The following is a 16510-nucleotide window of genomic DNA, read 5'->3' as shown; positions in this document are numbered from 1 at the left end:
GGATACAGCGGTCGGACGAAGCTGTCTGTGCGGTGCGTTTTGCGTCAGAATCTACGCCTATTCGCCGTTTGGTACCTGCTTCGATGAGTTGCAACAGTCAGAAAGTCAGCGCATTGCGCCGTCAGATTCCTTCGTTCGAGTGCGTCCCCGGTTGCCACGACTGCTGTGGGCCAGTGACTACATCGCCCGAGGAAATGTCGCGACTGCCGCGTAAGACTGCTGCCGAACAGGACGCGGCAATGGACGAGCTGAACTGTGTGCACCTGGGGCCCAACGGTTGCACGGTGTATGACGAGCGGCCGTTGATCTGCCGCTTGTTTGGCACGACCAAAACCTTGCCATGTCCCAATGGGCGGGGGCCGGTGGAGCTGATTCACCCGAGGGTGGAGAAGCAGATCCACGAGTACATGGCGAGTACCCGGCAGGTGCTGGTGTAGCGGCTTTACTCGATCAACTGTGTCAGTCAGTCGGGGATCGGCAGGTTCAGGCTCTCTTTCACCTCTTCCATCACGATATAGCTCTTGGATTCGCGCACGTGGGGCAGCTTGAGCAGAATGTCGCCCAGCAATTTGCGGTACGACGCCATCTCGGAAATCCGCGCTTTTACCAGGTAGTCAAAGTCGCCGGACACCAAATGACACTCCAGCACATGGGGCAGTTTCAGCACGGCCCGGCGGAATTCCTCAAAGGTGTCGCCGGATTTGTAATCGAGGCTGATCTCGACAAATACCAGCAGACTGCCCTTCAAATGCTGGGGATTGAGCCGCGCGTTGTAGCCCATGATGATCCCTTCGCGCTCCAGCCGGCGGACCCGTTCGGTGCATGGCGTGGTCGACAGCCCGACCTTTTCACCCAGCTCTGTGAACGAGATACGCCCGTCGGTTTGCAGGATGCGCAGGATATTGCGGTCGATCTTGTCCAGCTCCCGCTTGGTCTGGGTGTTGGTACGCATAGGGGATACGCCTCTGTGAAAAGGGTTTCTGCCGAGAATTGTCGCCAAATATAGGCATTTATATAGTGAAATGCACTGGTGATTGCTTTTTATACTGCGCTCATCATTGCTCGAACAACACACGTCGGCGGCCAAGCCGCGATGAGGATATAAAAATGCGCGTTCTGGTCTTGGGTAGCGGCGTCATTGGTGTGACCAGTGCCTACTATTTGGCTCGGGCCGGTTTCGAGGTGGTCGTGGTCGACCGCCAGCCAGCCGCTGCCATGGAAACCAGCTTCGCCAACGCTGGCCAGGTGTCGCCGGGCTATGCCTCGCCATGGGCCGCACCGGGCGTGCCGCTCAAGGCAATCAAGTGGCTGCTGCAACGCCACGCGCCGCTGGCAATCAAGGCCACGGCCGATATCGATCAATACCTGTGGATGGCGCAGATGCTGCGCAACTGCACCGCCAGCCGGTATGCAGTGAACAAGGAGCGCATGGTGCGCCTGTCCGAGTACAGCCGCGACTGCCTCGACGAATTGCGCGCCGAGACCGGCATTGCCTACGAAGGCCGCAGCCTGGGGACTACCCAGCTGTTCCGCACCCAGGCCCAGTTGGATGGCGCCGCCAAAGACATCGCCGTATTGAAAGAATCCGGCGTGCCCTTCGAACTGCTCGACCGCGCCGGCATTGCCCGCGTTGAACCGGCCCTGGCCAGCGTCACCGATATTCTCGCCGGTGCCCTGCGTCTACCTAACGACCAGACCGGCGATTGCCAGATGTTCACCACTCGCCTGGTCGACATGTGCAAGCAGTTGGGCGTGGAGTTCCGCTTCGAACAGGATATCCAGCGCCTCGACCATGCCGGTGATCGTATCAACGGCGTGTGGATCGACGGCAAGCTGGAAACCGCCGACCGCTACGTGCTCGCCCTCGGCAGCTACTCGCCGAAGCTGCTCAAGCCGCTGGGGATCAAGGCGCCGGTGTACCCGCTCAAGGGTTACTCGCTGACCGTGCCGATCACCAACCCGGCGATGGCGCCGACTTCGACCATCCTTGACGAGACCTACAAGGTCGCGATCACCCGTTTCGACAACCGCATCCGTGTCGGTGGCATGGCTGAAATAGCCGGTTTTGACCTGTCGCTTAACCCGCGTCGGCGCGAAACCCTGGAGATGATCGTCAACGACCTTTATCCTCAGGGCGGCGATCTGGCTGCTGCCGAGTTCTGGACCGGCCTGCGCCCGACCACCCCCGACGGCACACCGATTGTCGGTGCCACTCCCTTCAAGAATCTGTTCCTGAACACTGGCCATGGCACCCTCGGTTGGACGATGGCCTGCGGCTCCGGCCGCTTGCTGGCTGATCTGATGGCCAGGAAAACCCCGCAAATCAGTGCCGCGGGCCTCGATATTTCCCGTTACGGCAACCACCAGGAGTCCGCACAACATGTCAATCCAGCGCCAGCTCACCAATGAGCGCATGAGCCAGATCGTCGTCCACAGCGGTACCGTGTACCTGGCCGGGCAAGTCGGTGACGACATGAACGCCGCAATTGAACAGCAGACCCGTGAAACCCTGGCCAATATCGAGCGCTTGCTGGACCTGGCCGGCACCGACAAGACCAGGCTTTTGTCCGTGACGATCTACCTGAAAGACATCGACGCCGATTTCGCCGGCATGAACGCGGTGTGGGACACGTGGCTGCCAAAGGGCGTCGCTCCGGCCCGCGCCACGGTTGAAGCCAAACTGTGTGAGCCAGAAATCCTGGTAGAGCTGTCCGTTGTGGCCGCGCTGCCTTAAACCAAGATCCCTCTCCCGGTGCCGAAGCAGTTGGTCGGTGCCGGTTTTTCTTCACTTTGCCGCCTAGAAGCCTGCCGCCATGCGTCCAGCCCGTGCCCTGATCGACCTCCAAGCCCTGCGCCACAACTATCAATTGGCCCGTGAAGTCACGGGGGCCAAGGCCCTTGCCGTGGTCAAGGCCGACGCCTATGGCCATGGTGCCGTGCGGGTGGCCCAGGCGCTGGAAGCCGAGGCTGATGGGTTTGCCGTCGCGTGTATCGAGGAAGCCCTGGAGCTGCGCGCTGCCGGGATTCGTGCACCGGTGCTGCTGCTGGAAGGTTTTTTTGAAGCCGACGAACTGCCGCTGATCATCGAGCATGATCTGTGGTGCGTGGTGCATTCGCTGTGGCAGCTGGAGGCGATCGAACAGGCCAGGCTGGGCAAACCCCTGACGATCTGGCTGAAGCTGGATTCGGGCATGCATCGCGTCGGCCTGCACCCCAAGGATTATCACGAGGCCTACCAGCGCCTGCTGGCCAGCGGCAAAGTCGCGAAAATTGTCTTGATGAGCCACTTCGCTCGCGCCGACGAACTCGATTGCGTCAGCAGCAATGAGCAAGTCGCGGTGTTTGAGGCGGCGCGCCAAGGCTTGGCGGCTGAGGTCAGCCTGCGCAATTCGCCGTCGGTGCTGGGCTGGCCGAGCATGTCCAGCGACTGGGTGCGCCCCGGCATCATGCTTTACGGCGCGACGCCATTTGGCGAAGACCACGCCATTGCCGCACGTCTGCAGCCGGTGATGACCCTGGAATCGAAAGTGATCTGCGTACGCGAACTGCCGGCCGGCGAGCCTGTGGGCTACGGCGCCCGGTTCATCACGCCCAAACCGATGCGCATCGGCGTGGTTGCCATGGGGTATGCCGACGGTTACCCGCGCCACGCGCCCACCGGCACGCCGGTGCTGGTGGCTGGGCAGCGCAGCCAATTGCTGGGGCGTGTGTCCATGGACATGCTATGTGTCGACCTGACGGACGTGCCCCAGGCCGGTCTGGGTTCCACGGTGGAGTTGTGGGGCAAGCACATCCTTGCCAGTGATGTCGCAGTTGCCGCCGAGACCATTCCCTACCAGATCTTCTGCAACCTGCGTCGAGTGCCAAGGCTCTATTGCGAGGCTTGAGCGTCAGGCACGAACACCGCGCCCTGGGATTTAGGCCCAAGTGTTGTAAATACTGAACGCTGTCGCCATGATAACGCTCAATTACAACAAAGCCTGAATCCTAGGAGGCTCCTGCATTGGACGTCGGCGAACGACTGCAATCCATCCGTAAACTGAAGGGTCTTTCCCAGCGCGAGCTCGCCAAGCGTGCGGGTGTCACCAACAGCACCATTTCGATGATCGAAAAAAACAGTGTCAGCCCCTCGATCAGCTCCTTGCGCAAGGTGCTGGGCGGCATTCCCATGTCGATGGTCGAGTTCTTTTCCGAAGAGATCCTCCAGGAAATACCGACCCAGATCGTCTATAAAGCCAATGAGCTGATCGACATCTCTGACGGCGCCGTCACCATGAAACTGGTAGGTCGGGCGCACCCGAGTCGGGCCATCGCGTTTCTCAACGAGATCTACCCGCCTGGCGCCGACACCGGTGAAGAAATGCTCACCCACGAAGGCGAAGAAACCGGGATTCTGTTGGAAGGTCGCCTGGAGTTGGTGGTCGGTCTTGAAACTTTTGTGCTCGAAGCCGGCGATAGCTACTACTTTGAAAGTACCAAGCCTCATCGTTTTCGCAATCCGTTCGACGTACCGGCGCGACTAATCAGCGCAGCCACACCCGCGAACTTTTAAGAATAGAGGCGTCCTGCCAGCGTTGCAGAGACACCCTGGCTGTATTCCGCAAGGTTGAATCTCCCTTTATTTAATAGGGTTGTTTCAGCCCGGCGGGCTAACCGTTATACTTTCGCCGCCTGCGAAACCGTGGCCGCAGGCGTGAATAGCCACCATTGAGGGTGAACGCGTGAACCTAATTATGAAAATGCTGGCTGCACCAGCAACCGTACTGGCCCTATGGGCTGTGAGCGCACAAGCTGCGACCAATGATGACATTGCCAAGCGCCTGGAGCCCGTGGGCCAGGTCTGCGTCCAGGGCCAGGAATGCAAAGGCATGGAAGTCGCCGTGGCCGCAGGCGGTGGTGGTGCGAAAACCCCGGATGACATCATCGCCAAACACTGCAACGCGTGCCACGGCACCGGCCTGCTGAACGCGCCGAAAATCGGCGACACCGCCGCCTGGAAAGAACGCGCCGACCACCAGGGCGGCCTTGATGGCATCCTGGCCAAGGCCATCACCGGCATCAACGCCATGCCGCCTAAAGGCACATGTGCGGATTGCTCGGATGAAGAGCTTAAAGGGGCGATCAAGAAGATGTCCGGCCTGTAATTAGCCGATCTTCGCCAAAAAAGCCGCTTACGAGCGGCTTTTTTGTGCCTGTGATTTAGGTTTCGGGCTGGTGATTGCAGCAAAGACCCGGCAAGCTCGGTCCAACCCCTAATCATGGAATGTTCAGGAGGGTCGGATGGTGCAGTTGTGTTCAATCGAGCAAGCAGTTGACGACGTACTGGCGCGTTTGCCGGCGCATATCCACATGGGCATGCCGCTGGGCCTGGGCAAGCCCAATCTGTTCGTCAACGCGCTGTACCGGCGTGTCGCCAAGCTGCCGGAGCGGGCGCTGACGATTTACACCGCGCTGAGCCTGGGCCGGCCAACGATGGGCGATGGCTTGCAGAAGCGCTTTCTCGAACCCTTTATCGAGCGGGTGTTTGGGGATTACCCCGAGTTGGAGTTTCTCGCTGCCCTGCATTCAGACAGCCTGCCGAAGAACATCCACGTGCAGCAGTTCTTCATGCAGCCCGGCAGTCTGCTGCACAGTACGTCGGCCCAACAGGATTACGTCAGCAGCAACTACAGCCACGCCGCCCGCGATATCAATGCCGCAGGCCTGAACCTGGTGGCGCAGTTGGTCGCGAGCAGCGCCGAGCACCCAGACCGCCTGAGCCTGAGCTGCAATCCGGATATCACCCTCGACCTGTTACCGATGGTCGCCAAGCGCCGTGACGCGGGGGAAACCATCCTGATCGTTGGCCAGGTTCACACCGATTTGCCCTACATGCCGGGCGATTCCGAGTTGGGCATGGATGCGTTCGACTACCTGATCGATGCAAAGGACAGCACCACGCTGTTCTCCACACCGAACATGCCGGTGGGGTTCCAGGACCATTTCATCGGCCTGCATGCCAGCACGCTAGTGCGCGATGGCGGCACCTTGCAGATTGGTATCGGTTCCATGGGCGATGCGCTGACCGCCGCCTTACTGGCGCGCCAGGCCGATAATGAAGCATTCCGCCTGCTGCTGACCGACCTGGATGTGTACCAATGGGCACCGTTGATCAGCCACGAAGGCGGTGTCGACCCCTTCGCCCGCGGCCTTTACGGGTGCAGCGAAATGTTCGTCAACGGCCTGTTGGTACTGGCGGATGCGGGAATTGTGCGGCGCAAGGTATACCCGGATATCGCGACCCAGGAACAGGCCAATGCCGGCTTGCTGGACGATGCGGCGCAGCCTGACGGTGTGTCCATCCACGGTGGTTTCTTCCTCGGGCCACGCAGTTTTTACCAGCGCTTGCAGGAAATGACCCACGCCAAGCGCCTTGAATTCAACATGACCCGCATCAGCTACATCAACGAGCTGTACGGCCAGGAAGAACTTAAGCGTTTGCAGCGCCTGGATGCTCGGTTTATCAACAGCGCGATCATGGTGACGTTGCTCGGCGCGGGTGTGGCGGACCAGTTGGAAGACGGCCGCGTGCTCAGCGGCGTAGGCGGGCAGTACAACTTTGTGGCCCAAGGCCATGCGCTGGAAGGTGCGCGGTCGATCCTGATTTTGCGCAGCTGGCGCGAATCGGGCGGAGAGGTCAGCTCCAATATCGTCTGGGATTATGGGCACTGCACTATTCCTCGGCACCTGCGGGATATCGTCATCACCGAGTATGGAATCGCCGATCTGCGCGGTCAGACGGATGCCAAGGTGATTGAGGCGTTACTCAATATCACCGACTCCAGGTTCCAGGATGACCTGATCGAAGAGGCGCAAAAGGCGGGCAAGTTGCCCAAGGATTTCCAGCTCGATCCGCGATTTATCGACAACACACCGGAGCGGCTCAAGGGGATTCAGGCGCGGCATCGGCGTTTGTTTCCGGAGTACCCGCTGGGCAGCGATTTCACGGATGAAGAGCGGGATCTGTTGCGCGCATTGAACTGGCTCAAGAGCAAATTCAAGCTGACGGAAATTCTGGAGTTGGGTAAGGCGGCGTTGGATGCGCCGGAACCGCAAGCGTTTCCCGAGCATTTGAAGCGGATGCGGTTGGATAAACCGGAGGGGCTGAAAGAAGACTTATACCAGCGCCTGCTACTGGCCGGCCTCCAAGCCACCGCGCACTAACAAGCAACACAAGGCAAATATGGGAGGGGGCAAGCCCCCTCCCATATTTTGAATCGAGGTTATTCGATGAACGTAACTACGCCACCGGCCAACGACTTCACCCGCGCCAGCGACTCAACCCGATAACCCTGCGCATCCAGTTCCGCACGGCCACCCTGGAACGATTTCTCGATCACGATCCCCAGGCCGGCAACGGTTGCACCGGCCTGCTTGATGATCGAAATCAGCGCCTGGGACGCTTTGCCATTGGCCAGGAAGTCGTCGATCACCAACACGCGGTCGCTGCTGGTGAGGTGGCGCGGCGAGATGGCCACGGTGCTTTCGGTTTGCTTGGTGAACGAGTAAACGGTCGCCGACAGCAGGTTTTCAGTCAGGGTCAGGGACTGGTGCTTGCGGGCGAAGATCACCGGCACACCGAGGTTCAGCCCGGTCATGATCGCCGGTGCAATACCCGAGGCTTCGATGGTGACGATCTTGGTGATGCCCGAGTCCTTGAACAACGCGGCGAATTCATCACCGATCAGCTTCATCAGCGCCGGGTCGATCTGGTGGTTCAAAAAGGCGTCGACCTTGAGTACCTGATCGGAAAGCACGATGCCTTCTTCGCGAATTTTCTTGTGCAGTGCTTCCACGGAAAGCTTCCTCTAATGGCGCGCTCTGCGCCGAAAGTAGATTAAAAAGTAGTCGATTCTAGCGCTTTAACATCGCGCGTATGTCCGCCAGGGCGGTGTTGCCGCGCACGGCCTTTACCTCGGTCGGGGTGTCGTCATTGCCTTCCCAGGCCAGGTCATCCGGCGGCAGTTCATCCAGGAACCGGCTGGGGGCGCAATCGATGATCTCGCCGTATTGCTTGCGCTTGGCAGCAAAGGTGAAGGCCAGGGTCTGACGCGCGCGGGTAATGCCGACGTAGGCCAGGCGCCGTTCTTCCTCGATGGTGTCGGCTTCGATGCTGGAGCGGTGCGGGAGGATTTCCTCTTCCATGCCCATGATGAACACGTAGGGAAATTCCAGGCCCTTGGAGGCATGCAAGGTCATCATCTGTACACCTTCGGCGCCGTCTTCCTCTTCCTGCTGACGTTCGAGCATGTCGCGCAGCACCAGCTTGCCGATGGCGTCTTCGACGGTCATCTCGCCGTCTTCGTCTTTTTCCAGGGTGTTCTTCAGCGCTTCGATCAGGAACCAGACGTTGCCCATGCGGTAATCCGCGGCCTTGTCGCTGGAACTGTTGGTGCGCAGCCAGTTTTCATAGTCGATGTCCATGACCATGCTGCGCAGGGCGCTGATCGGGTCTTCGCCGGCGCATTGCTCGCGCACCTTGTCCATGAAGCGCTTGAAGCGCGCCAGGCGATCGGTGAAACGCGTGTCCAGGTGCTCGCCCAGGCCGATCTCGTCGGTGGCGGCGTACATCGAAATCTTGCGTTCGGTGGCGTAGTTGCCGAGCTTTTCCAGAGTCGTCGAGCCGATTTCCCGGCGCGGCACGTTGATCACGCGCAGGAAGGCGTTGTCGTCGTCCGGGTTCACGATCAGGCGGAAGTAGGCCATCAGGTCTTTTACTTCCTGGCGTCCGAAAAAGCTGTTGCCCCCCGACAGGCGATACGGAATCTGGTGGTGCTGCAACTTCAACTCGATCAGCTTGGCCTGGTAGTTGCCGCGATACAGAATCGCAAAGTCGCTGTAGGGCCGATCGGTACGCAGGTGCAAGGTGAGCAACTCGACGGCCACGCGCTCGGCTTCGGCATCTTCATTGCGACAGCGGATCACGCGGATTTCGTCGCCGTGGCCCATCTCACTCCACAGCTGTTTTTCAAACTCGTGGGGGTTGTTCGAGATCAGCACGTTGGCGCAGCGCAGGATGCGGCTGGTGGAGCGGTAGTTCTGCTCCAGCATGACCACTTTCAAGGACGGGTAATCGACCTTGAGCAGCATCAGGTTTTCCGGACGGGCGCCGCGCCAGGCATAGATCGACTGGTCATCGTCACCCACCACGGTGAACTGGTTGCGCTTGCCAATCAGCAACTTCACCAGCAAGTACTGGCTGGCGTTGGTGTCCTGGTATTCGTCCACCAGCAGGTAGCGCACCTTGTTCTGCCACTTTTCGAGGATGTCGGCGTGTTCCTGGAACAGCTTGACCGGCTGCAGGATCAAGTCGTCGAAATCCACCGCGTTGAACGCCTTGAGCGTGCGCTGATAGTGGGTGTAGACGATGGCGGCGGTCTGTTCCTTGGGGTTGCGCGCGTTTTCCAGGGCTTCGGGCGGCAGGATGAGGTCGTTTTTCCAGGCGCCGATCATGTTCTTGATCTCGTCGACGCCGTCGTCGCCCGCGTATTCCTTCTGCATGATGTCGGTCATCAAGGCCTTGACGTCGGTCTCGTCAAAGATCGAGAAGCCCGGCTTGTAGCCCAGCCGCGCATGCTCCTTGCGGATGATGTTCAGCCCCAGGTTGTGGAAGGTACACACCGTGAGGCCACGGCCTTCGCCACCCTTGAGCAGGGTGCCGACCCGCTCCTTCATCTCGCGCGCGGCCTTGTTGGTAAAGGTCATGGCGACGATGTACTGGGCGCGGATGCCACAGCTCTGGATCAGGTGCGCGATCTTGCGGGTGATCACGCTGGTCTTGCCGGAACCGGCACCGGCGAGCACCAATAGAGGGCCGCCGACGTAGTTCACGGCTTCTTGCTGCCGGGGATTGAGTCGGGACATACAGAATTTCGGGAGTCGTTGTTCAAAAGGGCGGGCATTTTAACAGGCTGGCAAGATTCTGCTGCCCTGGATCGACGGTGTGACGTACCACTCGATCTAAATTTGCCGGTTTTGCTACTTTGCCGCAGGATGTCGAGGCTTTTTACGCTTAAAACAGCGACAAATGCTTACACCTGCGCATTTGATAACCCCTATCATTGGTGATTATCAGGCCGCACGTCATAATGCCCGCCGCCAACGAAATTTTGCAGAGTCTAGGGAGCTAGCTTGTCTACGCCTGTCGAACCCTTGCGTTTGCTGCTACTGGCCGATACGCCTGAGTGGGCAGCGTTGTTGCGCGAGTGCCTGGCGCCGATGGGCGATGGGGCTGTGCTGATCAGCGCGCCAAACTGGGACTCGGTGAGTCGTCTGTTCGACGATGACGCCAGCGCCGTGCTGTTGACCACGTCCAGCCTGCAACCCGGCCCTGGCCAGTGCAGCTTGCCGTGCGTGTTGCTGTTGGAGCAGGAGCCGCTGGTTTCGCCGCTTGGCGTCAGTGACTGGCTGATCCGTGATGCACTGGACGCCGACATACTGCGCCGCTGCCTGCGTCATGTGCGTGAGCGCGGCGTGCTGGAAAACACCCTGCAACGCCTGGCCGAGCAAGACCCGCTCACCGGTATCGCCAACCGCCAGGGCTTCCAGACCCTCCTTGCGGCGCGGCTGGCCGAGAACGAAGGCCGCGGTCTGGCCCTCGGTCACTTGGACCTCGATAACTTCCGCCACGCCAACGATGCCCTCGGCCACCAGGCTGGCGACCGCTTGATTCTGCAAGTGGTTTCGCGGCTCAAGAGCCAACTTGAAATCGGCGACCAACTGGCACGCCTGGGCAGCGACGAGTTCGCCTTGCTGATTGACACCCGCCGCGCACCGCAACGCGCAGAGTGGATGGCCGAGCGCATCACCGAAGCCATGGCCGAGCCGTACTGGGTGGATGGCGAAAGCCTGCTGATCGGTTGCAGCCTGGGCGTGGCCCATGCCCGCGCCCGCGCTGGCGCCGACCCATTGATGTGGCACGCCCATATCGCCATGCAGCAAGCCAAGAGCACCCAAGGCTGTACCTTCCATATCTTCAACGAACGCATCAACCGCAACGCGCGCAGCCTCGCCGATCTGGAAAGTGAACTGCGCCGCGCCTTGCGCCGCGATGAACTGGAGCTGCATTACCAGCCGCGCCTGGACCTGGATGACGGCCACATCGTTGGCCTCGAAGCCCTGGTGCGCTGGCGCCACGGCGAGCGCGGCCTGTTGCCGCCCAGCGAGTTCGTGCCTTTGGCCGAACAGAGCGGCCTGATCGTACCGTTGGGCTACTGGGTAATCTCCCGCGCCCTGCGCGACATGCAAGACCTGCGTGAGCGCGGCCTGCCGCCGTTGCACATGGCGGTCAACCTGTCGTTCCGCCAGTTCCAGGACAGCCAGTTGCTCTCAACCCTCAGCCGATTGATCGCTGAGCGCGGCGTAGAGGCGCAATGGCTGGAGTTCGAACTGACCGAAACCGCCGTAATGCGCCGTAGCGATCTGGTCAAGCAGACCATGGACGCCCTCGGCCGGCTCGGTGTGCGGTTTTCCCTGGACGACTTCGGCACCGGTTTCTCCTCGTTCGTGCACCTCAACAGCCTGCCGATTGCCTTGTTGAAGATCGACAAGAGTTTTGTCGGCGGCATGGAAGAGCGCGAAGAGAACCGCAAGCTGGTGCACGCGATGATCAACCTGGCCCACAACCTCAACCTGGAAGTGGTGGCCGAGGGCGTGGAAACCCCGGAGCAGCTCGCGTTGCTGAGGCTGTTCGGTTGCGACCAGGCCCAGGGTTACCTGATCAGCAAACCGCTGCCCCTGCCGGAGTTGGTGGATTACCTCACATTCGGCAAGGGCCAGCAGGCGCTGTTGGGCTGCTGACCTGCAAACCCAATCAACGGTGGAAGGGTAGGGTTTTACTCTGTTTGTGCAGCCTGAAACGAGGCTTGAACCTCAGGCTCCTGGCGAATCATCCGCTTCATCTTCGCCTCGAACGCCCAGGTCAGGCTTACCGCCGCACAGGCCAGGCCGAGTGCCAAACCCCACCATACACCGGTTGGCCCCCAGCCCAGCGTGAACGCCATCAACCACGCTGAAGGCGCGCCGATCAACCAGTAGCAGCCCAGCCCCACCAGGAAGGTGGTCTTGGCGTCCTTGAGCCCCCGGATGCAGCCCATGGCGATGGTCTGCACGCCGTCGAACAACTCGAACCAGGCCGCGACGGCCAGCAGGCTGACGGCGAGCACGATCACCTCGTGGAACGCCGGGTCGTCATGGTCGAGGAACAGGCCGATCAGCGGGTCGGAAAACAGCCATAAGACCACGGCAAATCCCAACATTATCGTCGCCCCAAAGCTGATGCCGACGCGACCGGCCATGCGCGCCTGCAACAATTGCCCGGCTCCATAGTGCTGGCCGATGCGCATGGTCACCGCGTAGGACATACCCGCAGGGACCATGAATGCCACCGAGACGATCTGCAGGGCGATCTGATGCGCCGCCAGTTGCGTACTGCCCATGGTGCCCATGCACAGCGCGGCAAAGGCAAACAGCCCGACTTCGACCGCGTAGGTGCCGCCAATCGGCAGGCCCAGGCGCCACAATTCACGCAGGTATTGGGTATTGAGGCGCAGCAGGCCGGTGCTTAGCGGGTAGGCGGCGTAAGCACGGTTGCTGCGGATGTACCACATCAATGTCAGGGCCATGCCATTGGCGACGATGGCGGTGACCAGGCCAATACCCATCAAGCCGAGTTTCGGCAGGCCGAACATGCCTTCGATCAACGCGTGATTGAGCAGGTAGTTCAGCACCGTGCCGCCGAGGCTGATCACCATCACCGGGGTGGCCTTGCCGATGGCGCTGGTGAAGCCGCGCAAAGCCATGAAACTCAGGTAGCCGGGCAGGGCAAATGGCAGCATGGTCAGAAATTGCCCCGCCGACTGCACGTTGGTGTCGGTCTGGCCAAACATCAGCAGCACCGGCTTGAGGTTCCACAGCAGCAGCGCCGCAGCCAGCGCCATTAGCCAGGCGAGCCACAGCCCGGCCTGGGTCAGGCGAGTAGCACCTTCGATGTCGCCGGCGCCGTGACGGATCGCCACCAAGGTGCCCACGGCGGCGATTACCCCAATGCAGAAGATCGACACGAACGAATAGCTAGCCGCGCCCAGGCCACCACCGGCCAAGGCTTCGGGGCTCAGGCGCGCCATCATCAGGGTGTCGGTCAGCACCATCAGCATGTGCGCCAACTGTGAAGCAATCAACGGCCCTGACAGCCGCAGGATGGCCCAGAGTTCGGTACGTGCCGGATGCTGCATGATCATCACACTCAGAAAGTCGGAGGGTCGGGAGGGTTCGATTCTCGGCCCTCTCAGCCCATTGCACAAAGGGATAAAAGCGATCATTCGCATGATTAAAACTCATGCCAGATTGATTCTGGTAGGGTTTAGGCGTCCTGCTGTCGGAGCTTTCCTTATGTCGCGTCGTCTTCCTCCTCTTTATGCGTTACGGGCATTTGAAGCAGCCTCCCGGCATAACTCCTTTACCCGTGCCGCCGAAGAACTGTCGATTACCCAGAGTGCGGTGAGCCGACATATCCGCACGCTGGAAGAGCATTTCGCCTGCCGCCTGTTCCAGCGAAGTGGCCGTAACCTTCAGCTCACCGAATCAGCGCGCCTGCTGTTGCCCGGTGTGCGCGAGGGGTTCGCGGCGCTGGAACGGGCCTGCCATACCCTGAACGCCGAAGATGACATCCTGCGCATGAAGGCGCCGTCCACCCTGACCATGCGCTGGTTGTTGGCGCGGCTCAGCCGCTTTCGGGCGTTACAACCGGGCAATGAAGTGCAACTGACCAGCGCCTGGATGAATGTGGATGAAGTGGATTTCAATCAAGAGCCTTTCGACTGTGCGGTGCTGTTGAGCTATGGGCACTTTCCGGCGGACTGGGAGGCCAGCTACTTGTTCCCTGAGTTGTTAATACCCGTGGGCGCGCCGAACCTGTTGAACGATGGCCCTTGGGACGTAAATCGCCTGGCCGCTACCGAGTTGCTGCACCCCACGCCCGACCGCAGGGACTGGCGCAAATGGCTGGAGCGCATGGGGCTGTCGAACCAGGTATCGCTCAAGGGCGGGCAGGTGTTCGATACGCTTGAACTGGGCATGATTGCTGCCGCTCGTGGTTATGGCGTGTCCATGGGCGATCTGCTGATGGTGGCCGAAGATGTCGCGCAGGGACGCTTGAGTCTGCCGTGGCCGACGGCGGTTGCGAGTGGGGAAAGTTACTATCTGGTGTGGCCGAAAACCCGTCCGGGTGGTGAACGCTTGCGGCGCCTGGCGGATTTCCTCCAGAGCGAGGTGCATTCCATGGTTTTACCTTCCGTCGAACGCCTCAATTGAAGGGTTCGTGCTTCATCACGCAACCGTTTGCGTGATACCCCTGCGATTCGCTCAAGTATTGCCAGGCGCAGCCGAAGTAGGTGTGTTGGAACCATCGTGCTCCAACGTTTCCCACCAGATAATTTGCCGAGCAGCGCTATGAGATCAGGATGATCCTGGCCTCGGCCAGGAGCTGTCATGTCTCAACCCCGCGCCCGGATCGCCTCGCAGTTAGGCCTCGCATTAGCCGTGATTCTGGCTGTCGCCATCGGCGGCAGTACCGTGTTCGCCTTGCGTTCCCTTGATTCCGCCAACCTCGATACCCGCGAGGAGCACCTGGCCAGCGAAGCGCGATTGCTCGCCGACCAACTCAATACGTTCCACAGCACGTTGCGCGAGAGCACCCAGCGTCTGACCGGACTGTTTGAGAAGCGCTTCAGCGCCGGGTTGCGGGTGCAGGCAGACCAGATGGTCGCGGTGGCCGGGGTCCAGACGCCGAGCTTGTTGCTGGGCAGCGAAGTGCTCAACAACAACTTCAGTGAAGTGGATGAGTTCAAGCAGATGTCCGGCGGCGTGGCCACCGTGTTCGTGCGCAGCGGCGACGACTTTGTCCGCGTCAGCACCTCCCTGACCAAGCAGGACGGCAGCCGCGCCATTGGCACTGTGCTTGACCGCCAGGGCCCGGCTTACCAGCGTGTGCTCGGTGGCCAGGCGTATATCGGCCGCGCGGTGTTGTTCGACCGCTCCTACATGACTCAGTACAGCCCCGTGCGCGACAGCAGCGGCAAAGTGATCGCCGTGCTGTTCATCGGTTTTGACTACACCGACGCCCAGGCCGCGCAGTTCGAGAACCTCAAGCGCTTCCGCATCGGCCATACCGGTTCCCTGGCGTTGCTCGACGAGCAGAAGCGCTGGCTGGTGCCGCCAGCCGGTGTGCAGGCGTTGGATCAAGCGGTTCCTGTGATGTTGGACTTGGCCAAGACCCCAGGCAAAGGCCACTTCTGGAGCGACAAGAACGAAGACTTCTACAGCGTTTCGGTGCCCTTCGATGGCGGCCCATGGGCCGTGGTCGCGAGCATGCCGAAGGCTGAAATCCGCGCGGTGACCTGGGCAGTAGGCATTCGCCTGGTGATCGGCAGCGTGCTGGCGATGCTGCTGGCGGTAGGCGCTACGGTGTGGCTGCTGCGCAGCAAACTGCAACCCTTGAGCGACCTGGTGCGCCAGGCCGAAGCCTTGGGCGCGGGCGACTTGAGTGCGCGTCTCAACGTGTCCAGCCATGATGAAATCGGCCAACTGGCCCGCAGCTTCAATCAGATGGGTGAAGCGCTGTCGACCATGGTTTCCCACATCCGCAAGGCGGCCGAAGAGGTCAACAGCCGTGCCCAGGCGCTGTCCGGGTTGTCCGGCGGGGCTTATGACGGCATGGAGCAGCAGTCCGGCGAAATCACCAGCATGGCTGGCGCGGTGGAAGAGTTCAGTGCAACGTCGCTGAATATCGCCGACAACATGGGCAACACCGAGCGTCTGGCCCAAGAGAATGCCCAGCAAACCCGTATCGGCCGCACCTCGATGCAAGAGGCGTCGTCGTCGCTGGAGCATATCGCGACCGCGCTGAACAGCACGGCCACGGTGATCAATACCCTCGGCCAGCGCTCTCAGGAAATCGGCGGCATCGTCGGTGTGATCACCTCCATCGCCGAGCAGACCAACCTGCTGGCGCTCAACGCCGCCATCGAGGCGGCTCGCGCCGGTGAGCAAGGTCGTGGGTTTGCCGTGGTGGCTGACGAAGTACGTAACCTGGCCTCGCGTACCCGCGAAGCCACCGATGAAATCTCCGGGATGATCCAGAGCATCCAGCGGGAGACCGGTAATGCCATCAGCACCATGGAACACGGCAACACGCTGATGCAGGAAGGCCTGTCGCGCAACGCCGACGTGGCCTCGGCCCTGGCGCGTATCGACGAACAGAGCCGTTCGGCCGGCCAGCAGTTCGCGGCGATCACCACGGCAACCCAAGAGCAAAGCAGCACCGCGACGTTGCTCAGCAGCAACTTGCAGAGCATCGCGCTGGCCAACAGCGAGCAGCGGGAAGTGGTGTCGAACCTGGCGATTACAGCCAAGGAACTGGAGACGTTGGCGGCTGGCTTGCGGCATGAAGTGGATCGTTTCCGCTGAAGCCATT

At 60.8% G+C, this 16510-nt stretch carries 14 protein-coding genes; 10 read left to right on the top strand and 4 right to left on the bottom strand.

Annotated features, from left to right (window positions below):
• Window positions 1-83: 83 nt before the first annotated feature.
• Window positions 84-437: a YkgJ family cysteine cluster protein gene (locus AB3G88_RS27670; protein WP_099586006.1), complete on the top strand. Its 354-nt coding sequence runs from the start codon at window positions 84-86 to the stop codon at window positions 435-437.
• Between the two features lie 26 nt (window positions 438-463).
• Here AB3G88_RS27670 and AB3G88_RS27665 read toward each other — a convergent pair whose 3' ends face one another.
• A complete protein-coding gene (locus AB3G88_RS27665; RefSeq protein WP_003176896.1) occupies window positions 464-952 on the bottom strand; it encodes an Lrp/AsnC ligand binding domain-containing protein in 489 nt (162 codons plus the stop codon).
• Between the two features lie 155 nt (window positions 953-1107).
• Between AB3G88_RS27665 and dadA the strand changes: the two genes are divergently transcribed.
• The 6 genes from dadA to AB3G88_RS27635 all read left to right on the top strand — a co-directional run bounded on the left by dadA (window position 1108) and on the right by AB3G88_RS27635 (window position 7203).
• Complete coding sequence (dadA, locus tag AB3G88_RS27660) at window positions 1108-2409, top strand: D-amino acid dehydrogenase (protein WP_099586005.1); 1302 nt, start codon at window positions 1108-1110, stop codon at window positions 2407-2409.
• On the top strand, window positions 2381-2734 hold the full coding sequence (locus AB3G88_RS27655) for a RidA family protein (protein ID WP_099586004.1): 354 nt from the start codon (window positions 2381-2383) through the stop codon (window positions 2732-2734). The genes dadA and AB3G88_RS27655 overlap by 29 nt, the downstream gene beginning before the upstream one ends.
• Before the next feature lie 79 nt (window positions 2735-2813).
• A complete protein-coding gene (alr, locus tag AB3G88_RS27650; RefSeq protein ID WP_099586003.1) occupies window positions 2814-3887 on the top strand; it encodes an alanine racemase in 1074 nt (357 codons plus the stop codon).
• Window positions 3888-4003: 116 nt separating this feature from the next.
• On the top strand, window positions 4004-4552 hold the full coding sequence (locus tag AB3G88_RS27645; protein ID WP_005792468.1) for a cupin domain-containing protein: 549 nt from the start codon (window positions 4004-4006) through the stop codon (window positions 4550-4552).
• Between the two features lie 181 nt (window positions 4553-4733).
• Window positions 4734-5144, top strand: coding sequence for a c-type cytochrome (locus AB3G88_RS27640; RefSeq protein ID WP_112192751.1), 411 nt, complete (start codon window positions 4734-4736; stop codon window positions 5142-5144).
• 136 nt (window positions 5145-5280) lie between these two features.
• Complete coding sequence (locus AB3G88_RS27635; protein ID WP_480452535.1) at window positions 5281-7203, top strand: acetyl-CoA hydrolase/transferase C-terminal domain-containing protein; 1923 nt, start codon at window positions 5281-5283, stop codon at window positions 7201-7203.
• Window positions 7204-7262: 59 nt separating this feature from the next.
• Here the strand turns inward: AB3G88_RS27635 and AB3G88_RS27630 are convergent, their stop codons facing one another.
• Both AB3G88_RS27630 and rep read right to left on the bottom strand, forming a co-directional pair.
• Window positions 7263-7835 (bottom strand): xanthine phosphoribosyltransferase, encoded by a 573-nt coding sequence (locus AB3G88_RS27630; protein WP_071485175.1) that lies wholly within the window; start codon window positions 7833-7835, stop codon window positions 7263-7265.
• A gap of 58 nt (window positions 7836-7893) precedes the next feature.
• Complete coding sequence (gene rep, locus AB3G88_RS27625; protein WP_099586000.1) at window positions 7894-9903, bottom strand: DNA helicase Rep; 2010 nt, start codon at window positions 9901-9903, stop codon at window positions 7894-7896.
• A 267-nt stretch (window positions 9904-10170) separates the two neighbouring features.
• Between rep and AB3G88_RS27620 the strand changes: the two genes are divergently transcribed.
• Window positions 10171-11838 (top strand): putative bifunctional diguanylate cyclase/phosphodiesterase, encoded by a 1668-nt coding sequence (locus AB3G88_RS27620; protein WP_099585999.1) that lies wholly within the window; start codon window positions 10171-10173, stop codon window positions 11836-11838.
• A 35-nt stretch (window positions 11839-11873) separates the two neighbouring features.
• Here the strand turns inward: AB3G88_RS27620 and AB3G88_RS27615 are convergent, their stop codons facing one another.
• Complete coding sequence (locus AB3G88_RS27615) at window positions 11874-13277, bottom strand: NorM family multidrug efflux MATE transporter (protein WP_158879231.1); 1404 nt, start codon at window positions 13275-13277, stop codon at window positions 11874-11876.
• A gap of 151 nt (window positions 13278-13428) precedes the next feature.
• Between AB3G88_RS27615 and AB3G88_RS27610 the strand changes: the two genes are divergently transcribed.
• Window positions 13429-14349, top strand: coding sequence for a LysR substrate-binding domain-containing protein (locus tag AB3G88_RS27610; protein WP_158879230.1), 921 nt, complete (start codon window positions 13429-13431; stop codon window positions 14347-14349).
• Between the two features lie 177 nt (window positions 14350-14526).
• Entirely contained in the window at window positions 14527-16503 is a 1977-nt protein-coding gene (locus AB3G88_RS27605; RefSeq protein WP_480452531.1) for a methyl-accepting chemotaxis protein, read from the top strand.
• Window positions 16504-16510 lie beyond the last annotated feature (7 nt).

The sequence above is a fragment of the Pseudomonas arvensis genome (assembly GCF_056688935.1).
The sequence above is the reverse complement of the archived record's forward strand: the minus strand, read 5'-3'. Positions and strand labels throughout refer to the sequence as shown.